The sequence below is a fragment of the Pseudonocardia sp. NPDC049635 genome (genome assembly GCF_040659795.1).
Lineage (GTDB): Bacteria > Actinomycetota > Actinomycetes > Mycobacteriales > Pseudonocardiaceae > Pseudonocardia.
In genome coordinates this window covers 155,773-172,383 of record NZ_JBFAON010000007.1, presented here as the reverse complement: position 1 = coordinate 172,383, position 16,611 = coordinate 155,773, and the positions used below count along the sequence as shown (strand labels likewise).

14 protein-coding genes and 1 tRNA gene are annotated in these 16,611 nt (G+C 70.0%); 8 read left to right on the top strand and 7 right to left on the bottom strand.

Annotation, left to right across the window (positions count from 1 at the left end; genetic code table 11):
- The first annotated feature begins 132 nt into the window (after positions 1–132).
- Positions 133–744 (top strand): TetR/AcrR family transcriptional regulator, encoded by a 612-nt coding sequence (locus AB0J24_RS11675; protein ID WP_358679205.1) that lies wholly within the window; start codon positions 133–135, stop codon positions 742–744.
- Between the two features lie 23 nt (positions 745–767).
- Here AB0J24_RS11675 and AB0J24_RS11670 read toward each other — a convergent pair whose 3' ends face one another.
- Complete coding sequence (locus tag AB0J24_RS11670) at positions 768–2,681, bottom strand: NAD(P)/FAD-dependent oxidoreductase (protein WP_358679202.1); 1,914 nt, start codon at positions 2,679–2,681, stop codon at positions 768–770.
- A gap of 207 nt (positions 2,682–2,888) precedes the next feature.
- On the opposite strand from AB0J24_RS11670, the gene AB0J24_RS11665 reads away from it, so the two are divergent.
- From AB0J24_RS11665 to AB0J24_RS11645, 5 genes are all read left to right on the top strand, one after another.
- Positions 2,889–3,539 carry a nitroreductase family protein gene (locus AB0J24_RS11665; protein ID WP_358679199.1) on the top strand — a complete coding sequence of 217 codons (651 nt, stop codon included), beginning with the start codon at positions 2,889–2,891 and terminating at the stop codon, positions 3,537–3,539.
- Between the two features lie 28 nt (positions 3,540–3,567).
- A complete protein-coding gene (locus tag AB0J24_RS11660) occupies positions 3,568–5,115 on the top strand; it encodes a class I adenylate-forming enzyme family protein (protein ID WP_358679196.1) in 1,548 nt (515 codons plus the stop codon).
- A 196-nt stretch (positions 5,116–5,311) separates the two neighbouring features.
- Complete coding sequence (locus AB0J24_RS11655) at positions 5,312–6,226, top strand: MBL fold metallo-hydrolase (protein WP_358679193.1); 915 nt, start codon at positions 5,312–5,314, stop codon at positions 6,224–6,226.
- A gap of 46 nt (positions 6,227–6,272) precedes the next feature.
- A complete protein-coding gene (locus AB0J24_RS11650; RefSeq protein WP_358679190.1) occupies positions 6,273–7,478 on the top strand; it encodes a cytochrome P450 in 1,206 nt (401 codons plus the stop codon).
- 28 nt (positions 7,479–7,506) lie between these two features.
- Complete coding sequence (locus AB0J24_RS11645; protein ID WP_358679187.1) at positions 7,507–8,610, top strand: LLM class flavin-dependent oxidoreductase; 1,104 nt, start codon at positions 7,507–7,509, stop codon at positions 8,608–8,610.
- 107 nt (positions 8,611–8,717) lie between these two features.
- On the opposite strand, the gene AB0J24_RS11640 is transcribed toward AB0J24_RS11645, so the two are convergent.
- Positions 8,718–9,596: a phosphotransferase gene (locus AB0J24_RS11640; RefSeq protein WP_358679421.1), complete on the bottom strand. Its 879-nt coding sequence runs from the start codon at positions 9,594–9,596 to the stop codon at positions 8,718–8,720.
- 337 nt (positions 9,597–9,933) lie between these two features.
- On the opposite strand from AB0J24_RS11640, the gene AB0J24_RS11635 reads away from it, so the two are divergent.
- A complete protein-coding gene (locus AB0J24_RS11635) occupies positions 9,934–10,386 on the top strand; it encodes a hypothetical protein (protein WP_358679184.1) in 453 nt (150 codons plus the stop codon).
- A gap of 187 nt (positions 10,387–10,573) precedes the next feature.
- Here the strand turns inward: AB0J24_RS11635 and AB0J24_RS11630 are convergent.
- Together AB0J24_RS11630 and AB0J24_RS11625 are read right to left on the bottom strand one after the other, a co-directional pair.
- Positions 10,574–10,650: transfer RNA gene (locus tag AB0J24_RS11630), tRNA-Pro, on the bottom strand.
- 38 nt (positions 10,651–10,688) lie between these two features.
- Entirely contained in the window at positions 10,689–11,594 is a 906-nt protein-coding gene (locus AB0J24_RS11625; RefSeq protein WP_358679419.1) for a metallophosphoesterase, read from the bottom strand.
- Between the two features lie 83 nt (positions 11,595–11,677).
- Here AB0J24_RS11625 and AB0J24_RS11620 point away from each other — a divergent pair, with 83 nt between their 5' ends.
- Positions 11,678–12,151 carry a GatB/YqeY domain-containing protein gene (locus tag AB0J24_RS11620; protein WP_358679182.1) on the top strand — a complete coding sequence of 158 codons (474 nt, stop codon included), beginning with the start codon at positions 11,678–11,680 and terminating at the stop codon, positions 12,149–12,151.
- Between the two features lie 37 nt (positions 12,152–12,188).
- Here AB0J24_RS11620 and topA read toward each other — a convergent pair whose 3' ends face one another.
- The 3 genes from topA to AB0J24_RS11605 all read right to left on the bottom strand — a co-directional run bounded on the left by topA (position 12,189) and on the right by AB0J24_RS11605 (position 16,594).
- A complete protein-coding gene (gene topA / locus AB0J24_RS11615) occupies positions 12,189–14,939 on the bottom strand; it encodes a type I DNA topoisomerase (RefSeq protein WP_358679416.1) in 2,751 nt (916 codons plus the stop codon).
- Between the two features lie 354 nt (positions 14,940–15,293).
- Positions 15,294–15,893 (bottom strand): hypothetical protein, encoded by a 600-nt coding sequence (locus AB0J24_RS11610; protein WP_358679179.1) that lies wholly within the window; start codon positions 15,891–15,893, stop codon positions 15,294–15,296.
- A gap of 98 nt (positions 15,894–15,991) precedes the next feature.
- Positions 15,992–16,594, bottom strand: coding sequence for a hypothetical protein (locus tag AB0J24_RS11605; protein ID WP_358679176.1), 603 nt, complete (start codon positions 16,592–16,594; stop codon positions 15,992–15,994).
- Positions 16,595–16,611: the final 17 nt, after the last annotated feature.

Genomic DNA, 16,611 nt, shown 5'->3' with positions numbered 1-16,611 from the left:
GTGTCTCACCGGATTTCGGCGAACAGCGGAGGCAGGGTCTCGGAGTACCCGACGGTGGCCTGAACGTTCGTCCGCGATCCTTCCGCAACGCCCCCGGCACCGAGGGCACCTACGGCGAGAGACACTGGGGCCATGAGTTCCGGGGACGGCGTGGAGCCGCTTCGCCGTCAGGACAGGACGCGGCTGCGGCGGGCGGAGATCGTCTCCGCCGCCGCCCGGATCTTCGCGACGGACGGATACGCCAACGTCGGGACGCGTGAGATCGCAGACGCGGTCGGCATCCGCGGCGCGAGTCTGTACCACCATTTCGGGTCGAAGGAGGAGATCCTCTACGAGATCTCCTTGACGGTGACGCGCGAGCCGGTCGAGGAGAACCTGCCTCTCCTGGACCTCGCCGCCACCCCCACCGAGCGGCTTGCGGCGCTGATCGAGGCGCACATCCGACACCTTCGGCGGCGACGGGTCGAGCATCTCGTCGCACTGCACGAGCGCACGTCGCTCACCGCCGAGCACCAGGCCCGGATCGACGACTACCGGCATTACTACCACCGCCGGGTGCGGGACCTGCTGGCCGCCGGCATGCGTGCCGGTGAGTTCCGGGAACTCGACCCGCCGATCGTCGCGCTGGGGCTCATGGACATGCTGAACGGCGTGAGCGGGTGGATCCGCGGTGACTCGGACGACGACGTCCAGGTCGTCGTTGACACCTATCTCGACCTGGTGCTCGGAGGTCTCCGCCGCTGATCGGCGTGCCGCCGGCCCGTGGGTCAGATCTCCGCAGGGGCCCGGGCCGGTTCCGTCCGGAAGTCGGCGAGGTCGGCGGTGCGAGTCATCCGCCAGTAGTCGACGATCCGCCAGGGCATCACCGAGACGACCCGGCCAGCACCGTTGCGGTACCAGTTCGTCATACCGGGGTGGGTCCACAGCATCCGGTCGTGTGCCGCGTCGTGCCGCTCCCGATATGCCCGTGCCACGTCGGCCCGCACCTCCACCGAACGCAACCTCTGTTCGATCATCGTCGTCAGCAGGTCGAGGATGTAGTGCACCTGACACTCGGCGATGGTGATGAAGCTGCCGCCGTGCCCCAGGGCCGTCCCCGGCCCGCAGGTGATGAACAGGTTGGGGAAACCCGGGACGGTGATCCCGAGGTAGGCGTGCGCATCCTCGGCGCCCCAGACCTCGGTCAGGGTACGGCCCCCGCGGCCGCGGATCTCCATCGGCCAGAGGTAGCGGTGGGTATGGAATCCCGTGGCCATGATGATCACGTCGGCGTCCACTCGGGTGCCGTCGGCCCCGCGCAGCCCGGTCGCGGTGATCTCGGCGACAGCTTCGGTCACGAGCTCGACGTTCGGCCGCCGTAGCGTCTGGTACCAGCCGTTGTCGAGCAGCATCCGCTTGCCGAAGGGTGGGTAGTCCGGGAGGCACTTCTCGATCAGGTCGGGGCGCCCCTCCAGTTGCTCGAGGAGGTAGCGGGTGAAGACCCTGCGGTGGCCGTCGTTGGCGGCGTTGACCGAGCGCTCCTGGTGCTCCCAGCCTGGGTCGATCTGCAGGGTCGGGTGCACCCGGTCGTTGAAGTTCCACGCCAACCGGGTGCGGTACCAGCGCCGGTAGAACGGGACGCGCCGCATGAGCAGGTGGACGGCGTCGTCGACGGGTGAGAAGTAGACGTCATTGGGTGCGATCCACTGGGGGGAGCGCTGCATCACCGTGAGGTGCTCCACCTGACCGGCGATGGCGGGGACGACCTGCATGGCGCTGGCGCCCGCACCGACGACGACGACCCGCTTGCCGCTGAGGTCGATCTCCTCCGGCCAGGTCGCGGTGTGGAAGAGATCCCCTTCGAAGTCGTGGAGCCCGGGGAGGGCGGGCATCTTCGGCCGGTTCAGCGCACCTGTGGCGCTGATCACCGCGTCCGCGGTGAAGTTCTCACCCCGTGTCGTGCGGACGGTCCACCGCGCGGTCGCGTCGTCGTAGGTCGCCGACTCCACCTCGGTGCCGAATCGGATGACCTTCCGTAGGTCGTACGTGTCGGCGACGTGGCGGAGGTAGTCCTCGACCTCGTCCCGTTTACCGAAGTGGGTGCTCCAGTCGTGGTCGACGAACGAGTACGAGTACAGGTAGCTCGGGGTGTCGACGCCGGCCCCCGGGTAGACGTTCTCGAGCCATCCGCCGCCGACGTCGTCGTTCTTCTCCAGTACGAGGTGCTCGATGCCGGCCTCGGCGAGCTTGATCGCGGACAGCAATCCCGAGACGCCGGCACCGATGACGAGCACCGTCATGTCGTTGGGTGGTGGCACCCGGGGCGTGTGCGTCTCGAAACCCATGTCCTGGGCGACCATCTCCGCGTACTCCTCGGGCACCTCCTCCCCGTTGGCGAGTTCGAGGAGCTCGGTCAGGGCGGGGCCGGTCGGCGCGGGGACGGCGGGGGGTCGCCCGGCCTCGTAGGCCGCGACCGCCGACACCACGGCAGTCCTGATCTGCGCGGCGACCTCCGGGCTGAACCCGCCGGAGTCGTTGTCGTCCATACCGCGGCTGCGGGTCGGTCGGAACGGCTCCGCCAGCCACCTGCGGTCGCCGGTCAGCTGGTAGAGGACGGGGACGAGCGACGGCAGGTTGGCGTGCTCGAGTGCGTCCGCCAGCGTCGACGACCCACGGTCCACCGGGTTGTTCTTCTCGTCCACAGTGCCTCGTTTCGACATTCACAGGCTACCGGCTGTTAGGCAAAGTTACGGTAGATGACAGTCGTCTACTACGTCTCTCATGTCCACGTTCACGTGGACAGCAGTTTTCTGACCTGCGGGTCGGTCTTGACATGTGCAGTGCGCCACAGCAGGATCCTCCCGTAGCCTAACAGCGGGTAGGTCAATCTTCGATGAGGAAGGTGTGCGATGGAGCTGACCGAGGCGATGCGCAGCGTCGGGACGTGCCGTTTCTACCGGCCCGACCCGGTACCGGACGAGGTCCTGCACCGGGCATTCGACGCAGCGCGGTTCGGGCCCCAGGGCGGCAACCGTCAGCCCGTCCGGTGGGTGGTGGTTCGCGACCAGGCGCGGAAGCAGGCTCTCGCCGACCTGTACCTGCCGATCTGGAAGGCGTACCTGGGCGGCATCGGTGACGGGACCGTGAACGTCGGCGCCATGCCGAAGACCGTGCAGGATGCGGACCACTTCGCCGAACATCTCGCCGACGTCCCGGCGATCCTCGTGGTGTGCGCGGAGCTCGACGGTCTGCACCCGACCGACCACGAGCTCGGCCGGCTGTCCGTCGTGGGTGGCGCGTCGATCTACCCGACGGTGCAGAACCTGTGCCTGGCGCTGCGCGACCAGGGGGTGGGTTCGGCGATCACCACGCTGTTGTGCGCGCGGGAGCCGGAGGTCCGTGAACTGCTCGCCATCCCGGACGGGTTCATCACGGCAGCCCACGTCACGATCGGCTACCCGGCGAAGAGCTTCCCGCGCAAGCTCACCCGGACGCCGGTCGAAGACATCGTCTCTGCCGAGACGTTCGACAACCCGTACTTCGCAGGCGCCTCGGTCTGACGCCCGCCCGAGGACAAGGAGAACTTCCGTGCCCGACCTCGCCCCTCACCATCGCACCCCGCTGGGGCGCGCCACGATCGGGGACCAGCTCCGCCGACACGGGCGCACCCGACCGGACAAATTGGCGATCATCGCCTACGGCGCGGACGGGACCCGCACCGAGACGACCTACGGTCAACTGGACGAGCGCGCGAACCGTTTCGCGAACCTCTTCCTCTCGCGCGGCATCGAGCGGGGTGGACGGATCGCCTCGATGGCACGCAACAGCACCGACGTGGTGGCGGCCTACTACGGCGCGCTCAAGATCGGTGCGGCCTTCACCGGCGTCAACCCCCTCTACCGGGAGGCGGAGGTCGGCCACCAGCTCACGCACAGTGGTGCTTCGCTGGTGCTCGCCGACGCAGAGTTCGCGGAGGCCGTAGACGCCGCGCTGCCCTCCGGGGCCGCGCACCTGCAGTACGGAGCCGAACTCGATCAACTGCTGGCCGATCGTTCCGGGACCGAGCCCGAAGCCCAGCTCGACGAGAACGATGTGGCACTCGTCGTGTACACCTCCGGCACGGAGGCGGCACCGAAGGGCGTCCAGATCCCACATCGCAACTACCTTGCTTCGACGGCGCCGGCGTGGGGATGGGGGCTGGACATCGGCCCGAAGGACACCTGGCTGTTCGTCATGCCGTTCCACACGATCGCCGGGCTCGGTTCGATGACCAGCCTCACCCTCATGGGTGCGACGCTCGTCCTCCCCGCCTCGGCGGACCCCGCGAGCGCGCTCGAGATCATCGGCCGTGAACGGGTCACGGTCATCTCCCAGACGCCGACCTTCTATGTGGCACTCAGCCGGCTGGAGGCCTTCGGGCCGGCGACCGTGGGCCAGGTCCGTCGCTGCATGACCTACGGCGGCCAGATCCCCCCGCACGTCATCGATGCCTGGGCGGCGGCGGCGCCCGATGTGGCGTGGGGCACCTACTGGGGCCAGTCCGAGCTGACCCAGCTCGGGACCGTGGGGTTCTTCCACCGGCTCGAAGACATCCCCGAGCAGGACCCGTCGTGGATCGGGAAGCCGGTCACTCATCTCGAGATCCGGGTGGTCGATGCGGAAGGCAACGACGTAGAGGTCGGCGAGCTGATCTGTCGCAGTCCTTCCGTGATGCTGGGCTACCTCGACGACCCGGAGCGGACGGCGGAGGTCATGCGCGGCGGGTGGCTGCGGACCGGTGACGTCGTTCGGATCAACAACGACGGCCACCTGTTCTTCCAGGACCGACTCAAGGACATGATCAAGTCCGGTGGGATGAACGTGTCGTCGCAGGAGGTCGAGGCGGTCGTCCACACCCACCCCGCGGTGCTGCGTGCCGCGGTCGTCGGCATGCCGGATCCGTACTGGTCGGAGGCCGTGACCGCCTTCGTGATCCTCCAGGAGGGCCGGACCGCAACGCCGGAGGAGATCATCGCACACTGCCGGACCACCCTCGCGTCGTACAAGGTGCCGAAGGTGGTCCACATCGTCGACGAACTGCCCGTCGATCCGCAGGGGAAGATCCTCAAGCGCAAGCTGCGCGCGACCTCCGCGTGATCCCGGGCGAGGTGTGTTCAGGAGACCGGACCGTCCCTTGCCGAGAGATCCACTCGTCGGTGGCCGTCCTACTCACCCGCGATGAGCACTCCGATGTGGCCGGAGCGGTGGGAGCTCCCCGAGGGCCGACGGACCTCGATGCGACCGCTCACCGGCGCACACCCGGACAGCCGAAAATCCGACCAAGGAGGATCACATGACGGCCACCATCGAGATCGGTGCCGTGAGTGTCACTCGCGTCATGGAATGGGAGGGGCTCTTCGCTCCCGGCACCGAGCTCATTCCTGCGAGCGACCCCCAGTCCTGGGACGATCGACGCGAACTGCTCGCTCCGGACCACTGGGACCCCGAGAGCGGCCTCGTCCGGGCGTGCCTGCAGACCTTCGTACTGCGCAGCGAGGGGAAGACCATCCTCGTCGACACCGGCGCGGGTGACCACAAGGAACGGCCCTACATCCCCGTCTTCGGACATCTCGAGACCGGGTTCCTGGCCCGCCTCGAGGAAGCTGGTGTGCGGCCGGAGGACGTCGACGTCGTGGTCAACACCCACGTCCACATCGACCACGTCGGCTGGAACACCTACCTGGCGGACCGGGCGTGGGTCCCGACCTTCCCGAACGCGCGTTATCTGTTCAGCAAGGCGGACTTCGACTACTGGAACCCACTGAACGGTCACGAGCGGCGCGGCGCGTTCGTCAACCAGAACATGTTCGAGGACAGCGTTCTACCGGTGGCCGAGGCGGGGCTCGCCGACCCGTGGGAGGGCGACACGCATCGAATCGACGCCAACCTCACGCTGGAACTCGCTCCTGGTCACACCCCCGGCCTGTCGGTGCTCAAGCTGGAGTCGGAGGGTGAGCGCGCCGTCTTCGTCGGTGACCTCCTGCACAGCCCGGTCCAGATCCTTTCCCCGGACTGGAACAGCTGTTTCTGCGAGGACCCCGACCGGGCCGCACGGTCCCGCCGACGTGTCCTCTCCTGGGCCGCCGACAACAACGCCCTGTTGGTTCCCGCGCACCTCGGTGGGCAGCACGCGGCCGAGGTCGTCCGCACCGGTGACGACTTCGCGATCAAGGGATGGGCCGCCTTCCACGACGACGTCACCGTGTGACCGCTGAACCGAGCCGAACTCGCGCCCTGAACCGACAGGAGTGGCTGTGACAGTGTTGTTCGACCCGCTCGACCCCGAGCAGCTGGCCGATCCGTTCCCGATCTACCGGGCGCTGCGGTCGGAGGAACCCGTCCAACGCATTCCGGTGGGCGGGGGCACCTGGGTCGTCTCCAGGTACGACGACGTCCGCTCGCTGCTGCGCACGACCGCCGGCTTGATGCAGCCCCCCGGCGCCGGCGTGCCGGCGGAGCTGGCCGGAGGGCCCGCGGAGCGCATCTACACCGGCCTGATGGTGTTGAACGACCCTCCGGTCCACACCAGGCTGCGCAAGCTCACCGAGAAGGCGCTGACCCGGGGAGCGGTCGAGCAGTTGCGGGCCGACGTCGATGCAGCCGTGGCCGACGCCCTCGACACGATGCTCGAACGCGAGGAGTGCGACGCGGTGGCCGAGCTCGCGTTCACCGTTCCGCTACGGGTGATCTGCGGGATGCTCGGGGTGCCGGAGGCCGACCGGTCCCAGATGCTGGAGTGGACCCCGGACTTCTTCCGGATCTTCCTGCCGGCGGCCAACGACGCCGACGGCATCGCCGCATGCCACCGGGCCTGCCAGAACTTCATCGACTACCTGTCCGACCAGATCGAGTTCCGCCGTCGGACTCCGGGCGACGACATCTTCTCCGCCCTGGTGCGCACCGAGGACGAAGGCGACCGCCTCGGTCGCGACGAGCTCGTCGCGACCGTCCTGTCCCTGCTGACCGGCGGGTTCGACACCACCATGGGGATGATCGGGGCAGGGATCTACGGTCTCGCCCGCCACCCCGAGCAGCTGGAGCACCTCCGGGCGGACCCGGAGGGGACGGCCCGGAGTGCGGTGGACGAGTTCCTGCGCTGGGAGTCACCGGTCGGTGTGACCTACCGGCACTTCACCGAGGACCGGGAGGTGGCGGGCACTGTCATCCCGGCCGGTGACCCGATCTGGCTGATGTTGTTGTCGGCCAACCACGACGAGCGTCAATTCGAGGACCCGGACGGGTTCGACGTGACCCGCCAGCGCAATCAGCATCTCGCGTTCGGCGGCGGCAGGCACTTCTGCATCGGTAACGCGCTCGCCCGGCTCGAGGGAGAGGTGACGTTCCGGGAGATCGGCCGCCGGGTCGGCGGGATCGAACTCACCGGTGACGCCCCACGTCGTCCGAACTTCCAGTTCCGCTCCTTCCTCACCCTGCCGGTCAGGATCTCACCGGCCGGCTGAGTGCAAGTCGACCCCGAAACGGAGTGCCATGACATCGACAACTGTGAGCCGCGGTCACCACGTGCTCACCGAACACCCCTTCGCGCTCGGACTGTTCGGTCTGAACGTCTCCGGTGGCATCACGATGACCAGCGCGGAGGGCGCGTTCGAGCTGAGCTGGGAAGCCACCTCGCGCGTGGCGATGCAGGCCGACGCACTGGGGTTGGACCTCCTGGTACCGGTGGCCCGCTGGCGCGGTTACGACGGCCGGCTGAACCCGAACGGTTCGACGTACGAGACGTTCACCTGGGCCGCCGGCATCGCCGCCTCCACCTCCCGCATCGTGGTGGCCGCCACCGCCCACGCACCCACCCTGCACCCGCTCGTCGTCGCCAAGCAGGCTTCTACGGTGGACGCCATCGCAGGCGGGAGATTCGCGCTGAACGCGGTCATGGGCTGGTTCAGTCCCGAGCTCGACATGTTCGGTATCGCGACCAAGGAACACGACGACCGGTACCGCTTCGGTGACGAGTGGATGGGGCTCGTCGACCGGTTGTGGGCGTCCTCCGAACCGTTCGACCACGCCGGTGACTCCTTCCGGATGACGGGGGCGATCTCCGAGCCGCGGCCACCGACCCGCCCGCTGGTGCTCAACGCCGGTGCCAGCCCCGCGGGCATCGAGTTCACCGCGCGGCACGCCGACGTCAACTTCGCCACCCTGATGAGCGCGGAGCAGGGTTCGCAGCTGGTCGAGAGCATCACCAAGGCGGCCGAATCGGTCGGCCGGAAGGTCCGCGTCATGACCTACGGAACCGTCGTCATCGGCGACGACGAGGCCGACGCCCGTCGCCGTTACCAGGAGATTCTCGATCACGGTGACGCCGAGGCGGCCCGGAACTTCATGCACTACCTCGGCCTGAACAGTTCCTCGTTCGAAGCACAGATCGCCGCCGCGCTCGAAGAGCACTTCATCACCAGCGGTGGTGGCCTTCCGATCGTCGGCTCTGCCGAGCAGGTCGCCGACCAGCTCACGGCGCTGCACGAGGCCGGGGTGAGCGGCTTCCTGATGGGCGGTGTGCCCTACGACGGGATGCTCGACCGCTTCGGAACCGAGGTGCTGCCCCTGTTGACCGAGCGCGGTCTGCGGAACTGAGCGAATCCGGCACAGGGATGCTCTCCCGTGCCCGGCCCCATCTCGCTCCGGGTTCGGCTCCGGCCGAGCCAGGCCAGGGCCGGCGGCCCGGTACGGGTCCGAACGGCTCAACGAGCCCTCGAGAGCCGCTCCAGTGTCCGGAGACCCAGGCGACTCAACGCCTGGTTGGACTCGACGTAGTACCAGCCCAGCCCCATCGCCTGCGCGAACGCCCAGGCCCGTCCGCGTTCCCACTCGACGACTCCGCAACCCAGCATGTCGCGTAGCACTGCCCGCGGCCCGTCATCGAGCAGGTGCCAGGCCGCGACGAGATCGAGTGCTGGATCCGCCGGGCCGAACCCGCCACCGTCCAGCAACCCGGTCAAGCGACCGCCCGCGGTGACCACGTTCCCCGGCACCAGATCACCGTGTGACATGACGTCCCCATCGGCGCGGGGGAGCTCCCGGAAGGTCGCCCACATCCGCCGGAGCGGATCGACGTCCAGCAGACCGGCAGATCTCCGGAAGCACGTCTCCATCCAGGCGTCGTGATCGGGAAGGTGCCCGCCTCGGCCGTCTCCGGCGAACCGGCGTCCCCGGGTATCGACGCTTCGTAACCGGCGGATCAGCCCCGCCAGGTCGGCTGCGAACGCCGGCGACCAACCAGGATCGTCCTCCGCGGCCGTGCGGCCGGATACCCACGTCTGGACGGCCCACGGTAGGGGGTAGCCGTGACCCGGCCTGCCGATCCCGACGGGCACGGGCACGGGCACCGGACTGCAGGTGGCCAGTTCACCGGCCGCTGCAGCCTCGGAGTACAGGTGCTGCAGCACTGCTGCCGGATCGGCTCGTCGCAGAGGGAACCGGGCGGTCAGGTCCTCCCCGATCCGGTAGACGGCGTGGACCGTCCCCTCCGCGGGGACCGGTAGGTGCTCCAGGCCGGGGAACGACTCCGCCACCAGGGCTCGAGCGGTCTCGAGTCGGACTCGGACCTCGTCGGTGTGCATCATCCGGACCGCCTCACCATGTCCTCTCCGGTACCGCGACCACGTTCACCGGAGGAACCTGTGCGGATCGAAGCCGCGGGCGCGCTGACTCGACAGGCGATGACACCCAGGCCAGCGAGCTCGTATCGACCGTGGAGGTACACCGGCCCACCGCCGCTGTGCAGAGCCTTACCAGGACGTTGGCGGGGCAGGTCGTTGCAGGCACGGCGGAACCGCAACGGTCGTCACCGCTCCCGCCCGTCTCGGAGACCTGGCCGCTCGGCGAGGGCTCGGGTGAGTTCGACGGATCGACGACGATTGCGTCGACCTGTCCGTGGAAGCGCCCTACGCTCACCGGATGGTCTCCGTCCTGGTTGAGGATCTCCCGCCCGCGACTTCCGATTTCCTGAGCCGCCGGGCCCGCCGGGCAGGTGCACCGTCAGTAGCAGAGCAGGTGCGCCATGAGCTGATCATCCTGGCGAGGCACCACGACCCTGTCGACCAGGTTGTGCGGGTCATGGACGAGGACCGCCCCCACGCGCTTGCGCCTGAGATCGATGCGGACGCGGTGGTGCTCGCGGAGACCTATCGGCTACCCACCGACGTCTGGACCACCCTCTGCCGTCGCGCGGCAGCGTCCCACGCCACCGTCAGCGAGTACGTGCATGGCGAGCTGGTCAGGATGGCTCGTCATCCCACGATCGACGACTCCATGTGGGAACTCGGCGAGATCCAGGCAGCAGATCCCAGCCTCGAGATCGACTTTGACGAGGTTCACAAGGCGATCCGACACGCACGGGGACTCGACTGATCCCGTCGTGGACGTGCAGCAGAGGACGGCTGCGTCGAGGTGCCGGACGACGACGGCGCAGCAGCGCGCCCGCTCCGGTATAACCGGACGCTCCGGAAACGCTCCGGTGGCGAGGCCGGACACGACGAAGGCCCTGGTCCGTGACTCGCTACCGAGTCTCTGACCAGGGCCTTTGCTGGATACTACGTGGTCGGGGTGACAGGATTTGAACCTGCGACCTCTTCGTCCCGAACGAAGCGCGCTACCAAGCTGCGCCACACCCCGAGCGGCTGTCACGGTCTCGCTGTGAGCCGTTGTGAACTCTACCCGACGCCCCCGGCGGCCTGCGCGGGGGTTCCCCTGGGTGCATCGGCGCCGGTCGGCCGGGCGACCAGGGTCAGCAGCGACGCCTCGGGCGGGCAGGCGAACCGCACCGGCGCGTACGGCGAGGTCCCCAGACCGGCGGACACGTGCAGCCGGGTGTGGCTTCCCCACCGGCTCGTCCCACGGGCCCGCGTGCGGTCGATCCCGCAGTTGGTGACGATCGCGCCGTACCCGGGAAGGCGCAGCTGCCCGCCGTGGGTGTGACCGGCCAGGACGAGGTCGTAACCGTCGGCGGCGAAGCCGTCGAGCACCCGGGGCTCCGGGGAGTGCGTGAGGCCGAGCCGCAGGTCGGCGTCCGGATCGTGACCCGCGATGCGGGGGTAGCGGTCGCGGTTGAGGTGCGGGTCGTCGACACCGGCGATCCGGACGGTCCGGCCGTCCACCTCCAGCAGGTGACGGGTGTGGGTCGCGTCCACCCAGCCGCGCTCCCGGAACGCGGCCCGCAGGTCCGTCCACGGCAACGGGGGGCCGTGGACCCGGCGGGCGCCGCTGCGCCGCAGGTAGCGGGCCGGGTTCTTCGGGGTCGGGCCGAAGTAGTCGTTGCTGCCGAAGACGAACGCGCCGGGACGGTCCAGCAACCCACCCAGCGCGGCCAGCACGCCGGGGACGGCGTCGGGATGTGCGAGGTTGTCACCGGTGTCGACCACCAGATCGGGTTCGAGCGCGGCGAGCGACGCGACCCAGCGGACCTTGCTGCGCTGCCCGGGTGTGAGGTGCAGGTCGGACAGGTGCAGGATCCGCAGCGGGCGGGCGCCCGGCTCCAGCACCGGCAGTTCCACCCGGCGCAGCGTCCAGTGGCGTCGCTCGATACCGGCCGCGTAGCCGATACCGGCCGCTCCGGTCATGGCTGTGACGGCGGCCAGTCGGGCGATGGTGCCGGTGGTACTCACACCGGCCAGGGTACGTCGCAGGACTATCGTGGCGTGCTGTGAGCACCCTCAAGGAGCAGCTGCGGGCCGACCTGACCGCGGCCATGAAGGCCAAGGACGAGCTGGTCCGGACCACCCTGCGGTCGGCGCTGACCGCGATCGGGAACGCCGAGGTGGCGGGGGAGTCCGCGCGGGAGCTGACCGACGACGAGATCCGTGCCGTCATCACCAAGGAGACGAAGCGGCGCGCCGAGTCCGCGGAGGCGTTCGCCGGTGCGGGGCGCGACGAGCAGGCGGCGCGGGAGCGCGCCGAGGGCGAGGTCCTGGCCCGCTACCTGCCCACCCAGCTGGGCGACGACGAGGTGGACGAGCTGGCACGCGCCGCCGTCGCGGAGGTGGCGGCCGAGACCGGCGAGCAGCCGGGGATGCGGCAGATGGGTCAGGTCATGAAGAAGGCCAACGCCGCCGCGGCGGGCCGCGCCGAGGGCGGCCGGGTCGCCGCCGCCGTCAAGAAGGCCCTCTCGGCGACCTGACACCCGGGCCGCCCCCGCCCGGGTCGGCGCGGGCGGCTCAGGTCGTCGGGCTCTTACGGGCCCGGGGCGTCGTGCCGGTCTTCTTCGCCGCGGTGCTGCGGGCCGTTGTCCCGCCGCTCTTGGCGGCCGCCGCGGTGCGCCGGGGCGCAGGCTTCTTCTTCACCGGCGCCTTGGCCCGGCGCTCGGCGAGCAGCTCCGAGGCCCGCTCGTCGGTGATCTCCTCGACCGAGTCGCCCTTGCGGAGGCTGGCGTTGGTCTCGCCGTCGGTGACGTACGGGCCGAACCGGCCGTCCTTGATCACCATCTTCTTCTTGGTCGACGGGTCCTCGCCCAGCTCGCGCAGCGGCGGTGCCGCGGCTGCCCGCCCGCGCTGCTTCGGCTGCTTGTAGATCTCCAGCGCCTGCTCCAGGGTCACCGTGAACAGCTGCTCCTCGTCGCTCAGCGAGCGGGAGTCGGTGCCCTTCTTCAGGTACGGCCCGTAGCGACCGTTCTGCGCGGTGATCTCCTCACCGGACTCCGGGTCCTTGCCGACGACGCGGGGCAGCGACAGCAGCTTCAGCGCGTCCTCCAGCGTCACCGTGTCCACCGACATCGACTTGAACAGCGACCCGGTGCGCGGCTTCGGCTTGGCCGGCTTCTTCTTCGCGCCCTCCGGCACCTCCGGCTCGGGCAGCAGCTCGGTGACGTACGGGCCGAAGCGGCCCTCCTTCGCCACGATCTCGTGCCCGGTCACCGGATCGGTGCCCAGCTTGCGGCCCTCCTGCGGCACCGAGAACAGCTTCTCGGCGACCTCCTCGGACAGCTCGTCCGGCGGCAGGTCGTCGGGCAGGTTCGCACGCTGCGACTCACCGTCCACGATCCGCTCCAGGTACGGGCCGTACCGGCCCACCCGGACGACGACCTCGCGTCCCTCGGCGTCGGTGAACATCTTGATCGAGTTCACCGTACGGGCGTCGATCTCCTCCAGGTTCGACCCGACCAGCTTCTTCAACCCACCCGCACGCTGGATGGAACCCTCGCCGCCGTCCGGGGCGCCGAAGTAGAACTTCGAGAGCCAGTCGGTGCGCGAGTCGGAGCCGGACGCGATCGAGTCCAGGTCGTCCTCCATCGCGGCGGTGAAGTCGTAGTCGACGAGCTGGCCGAAGTGCGCCTCCATCAGCCCGACGACCGCGAACGCCACCCACGACGGGACGAGCGCGGAGCCCTTCTTCCAGACGTAACCGCGGTCCAGGATCGTCTTGATGATCGAGGCGTAGGTCGACGGGCGGCCGATCCCCAGCTCCTCCAGGGCCTTCACCAGCGCCGGCTCGGAGTACCGGGACGGCGGGTTGGTGGAGTGGCCGTCCGGGGTCAGCTCGTCGGCGGTCAGCGCCTGGCCCTCGGTGAGCTCCGGCAACCGGGACTCGGCGTCGTCGGCGGCGGCACCGGACCCCTCCTCGACCGTCTCGACGTAGGCCTTGAGGAACCCGGCGAAGGTGATCGTCCGGCCGGATGCGGCGAACACGACGTCCTCGCCGGTCCCGGCGGTGCCGGCGATCCGGACGCTGACCGTCGTCCCGCGGGCGTCGGTCATCTGGGACGCGATGGTCCGCTGCCAGATCAGCTCGTAGAGCCGGAAGTCGTCGCCGTCGACCTCACGGGCGATCGCACCGGGGGTGCGGAACGTCTCGCCTGCCGGGCGGATCGCCTCGTGGGCCTCCTGCGCGTTCTTCACCTTGCGGGTGTACTGGCGCGGCTTGTCGGCGACGTAGGCGTCGCCGTACAGCTCACGGGCCTGCGCGCGGGCGGCCTCGATCGCGGAGCCCGACAGCGTGGTCGAGTCGGTCCGCATGTAGGTGATGTAGCCGTTCTCGTAGAGCCGCTGCGCGCTGCGCATCGTGCGCTCCGAGGAGAACCGCAGCTTGCGGCCGGCCTCCTGCTGCAGGGTCGAGGTCATGAACGGCGCGTACGGCTTGCGGGTGTAGGGCTTCGACTCGACCGAGGAGACGGCGAGATCGCGCCCCTGCAGGGACTCCGCGAGCCGGCGGGCCCCGGCCTCGTCGAGCACGACGACGTCGGAGCCCGGCTTCAGCGCACCGTCGGAGCCGAAGTCGCGGCCGGTCGCGACCCGGGAGCCGTCGACCTGGACCAGCCGGGCCCCGAAGGTGCGTGGCGTCGCGTCGGGGCCCGCGTTCATCGTGGCGGCGATGTCCCAGTACTCGGCGGAGCGGAACGCGATCCGCTCCCGCTCCCGCTGGACGATCAGCCGGGTCGCCACCGACTGCACGCGGCCCGCCGACAGCTTCGGCATGACCTTCTTCCACAGCACGGGGGAGACCTCGTAGCCGTAGAGGCGGTCCAGGATGCGGCGGGTCTCCTGGGCGTCGACGAGGTGCTGGTCGAGTTCGCGGGTGTTCTCCGCGGCCGCCCGGATCGCCGACTCGGTGATCTCGTGGAAGACCATCCGGCGGACCGGGACCTTCGGCTTCAGCGTCTCCAGCAGGTGCCAGGCGATCGCCTCGCCCTCCCGGTCGGGGTCTGTCGCGAGCAGCAGCTCGTCCACCGACTTCAGGGCCTCGCGCAGCTCGGAGACGGTGCTCTTCTTCTCCGGCGTGACGATGTAGAGCGGGCTGAACTGGTTGTCGACGTCGACGCCGAGCCGCGCCCAGGACTCGCCCTTGAACTTGGCGGGGACGTCGGCCGCACCCCGCGGCAGGTCCCGGATGTGCCCGACCGAGGACTCCACGACGTAGTCGTCCCCCAGGTACGGCTGGATCTTCCGGGCCTTGGTCGGGGACTCGACGATCACCAGGCGACGTACCGGGCGTCCGGACGCGGACCGCGTCGAGGTGGGCTTGCGCGTGCTGCCACCCGCCGCGCGCGCCGAACCGGTCTTGCCCTCTGTGCCTGTAGCCGCTGCCACGTGGTCCTACCTCATCTCCTCGGCCGCGTCACGCCTGTCTGCGACGCCTGTGCCGTGCCGGCTCCGCAGTGTGCTCTCCCCGTGCGCCCCGTCATGTCCGGAGCGTGTCGGAGTGATCGCGCTGAGCATCGCTCTGCGGTCGACGATCGCACGATCTCACACCGTCGCCATCCCGCGCCGTGGGTTGCGCCACCGGGGCCGGGCGAGCCGACAGCCTATCCCCAGCCGGAGTTCGGCAGGTCAGGCGACCGGTCGACCGTGGTGTCGCGGCCAGTCGGAGGCCTGCAGAACGGTCGGTGCCGGACCCACGAGTTCGACCAACCGGGCCATCCGGCGGGCTCCGTGCAGACGTAACGCCGGTCCGGGGGCCCCGTGTTCCCCGGCCGCCAGGCGGGCCGGCGGCAACCCGGCGCGGGTGGCGGCCGCGATCAGCGGGTCGTGCGTCCACGGCGCGTCCGGGTCGAGCAGCAGCAGATGGCCGCCACGCAGGTCGGCGACGCCGGCGGCGAGCACCCACAGCCGCAGCGTGGCCCCGTCGAGCTGGAAGTCCGCCGGGACCTGCTTGCGCCCGTCAGGGGTGCACCACAGGCGCGCGAGCGGAGCGAGATCCCGCCGGAACGCGCTGCGCAGGCCGGATGCGCCCGGTGCCAGCGTGACGCCCCGTGCCGCGCTCAGAGCCGCCAACGCACGCTCCCGGCCCTCGAACGGCAGCGGTACGTCGAACCGGGCGGTGTCGCCGGCGCCGAACCGCTCGATCCGGCCCGGCCCGCAGAGCAGCCCGGCCAGGTCGGTCAGCCCGGCCGGCCGGGCCTCCGCGGAGAACAGCGACAACTGCGGCACCCGAGCAGCATAGAACGCATGTTCGAGATGTGTAAGTGCGGCACGCCGGGCCGGGCAGTGCCGAACGGGCCAGTGCCGAACGGACCGGTGCCGGCCGGTCAGCTCGGGGCCGTCAACTCCTCCAGCTCGCCGCACCGCGGTGCCTCGGCGATCGCCTTGTCCAACCGCGGGGTGGCCCCGAGCTGGTCGAGGCCCTCAGCGGCACCGATCGTGCGCAGCTTCTCCTCGGCGGCCTGCAGCCGCGCCTGGAAACCCGGTACGTCGTTCGGGTCGGCCTGGTCGACCTCGGCCCTGGCCTCGTCGATCGTGGTGCCGGTCCGGTTCAGCAGGTCCTCGATCGAGGTCCGGAACTGGTCACCCCCGCTGACCGGGGACGCGCCCGCGTCCGCCAGCTGCTGCTTGCCGGTGTCGATGCCGGTCCGGACGTTGCCCAGGTACTGCGACAGCCGGTCCTTGATGCCGGGCAGATCGGCGCCCGTGTAGTCGGGACGGGCGCTGAGCGGCTGGTAGTAGGACAGCAGTGCGCCGCAGACCTGGTCGCCCCAGGCGACGGGATCGGCGCCCACGCCCTCGGTGGGGCGGGGTGCGGGGTCCGGCGCGGCGGTGCCGGCGACGGTGGTGCTGCAGCCGCCGACCAGGGCGGCTGCGAGCAGGGCGGAGAGCAGGACCCGGGTGGCTCGGGCCGGGCGGGGGGTGGCCATCGTCGGGCTCCAGGGTC

Bases quoted from the DNA above. Each gene is read 5' to 3' on its own strand.
- AB0J24_RS11640 (WP_358679421.1), bottom strand. From the start codon at position 9,596: ATGCACACCGACGAGGTCCGAGTCCGACTCGAGACCGCTCGAGCCCTG.
- AB0J24_RS11665 (WP_358679199.1), top strand. From the start codon at position 2,889: ATGGAGCTGACCGAGGCGATGCGCAGCGTCGGGACGTGCCGTTTCTAC.
- AB0J24_RS11645 (WP_358679187.1), top strand. From the start codon at position 7,507: ATGACATCGACAACTGTGAGCCGCGGTCACCACGTGCTCACCGAACAC.
- AB0J24_RS11625 (WP_358679419.1), bottom strand. From the start codon at position 11,594: ATGACCGGAGCGGCCGGTATCGGCTACGCGGCCGGTATCGAGCGACGC.
- AB0J24_RS11655 (WP_358679193.1), top strand. From the start codon at position 5,312: ATGACGGCCACCATCGAGATCGGTGCCGTGAGTGTCACTCGCGTCATG.
- AB0J24_RS11635 (WP_358679184.1), top strand. From the start codon at position 9,934: ATGGTCTCCGTCCTGGTTGAGGATCTCCCGCCCGCGACTTCCGATTTC.
- AB0J24_RS11605 (WP_358679176.1), bottom strand. From the start codon at position 16,594: ATGGCCACCCCCCGCCCGGCCCGAGCCACCCGGGTCCTGCTCTCCGCC.
- AB0J24_RS11675 (WP_358679205.1), top strand. From the start codon at position 133: ATGAGTTCCGGGGACGGCGTGGAGCCGCTTCGCCGTCAGGACAGGACG.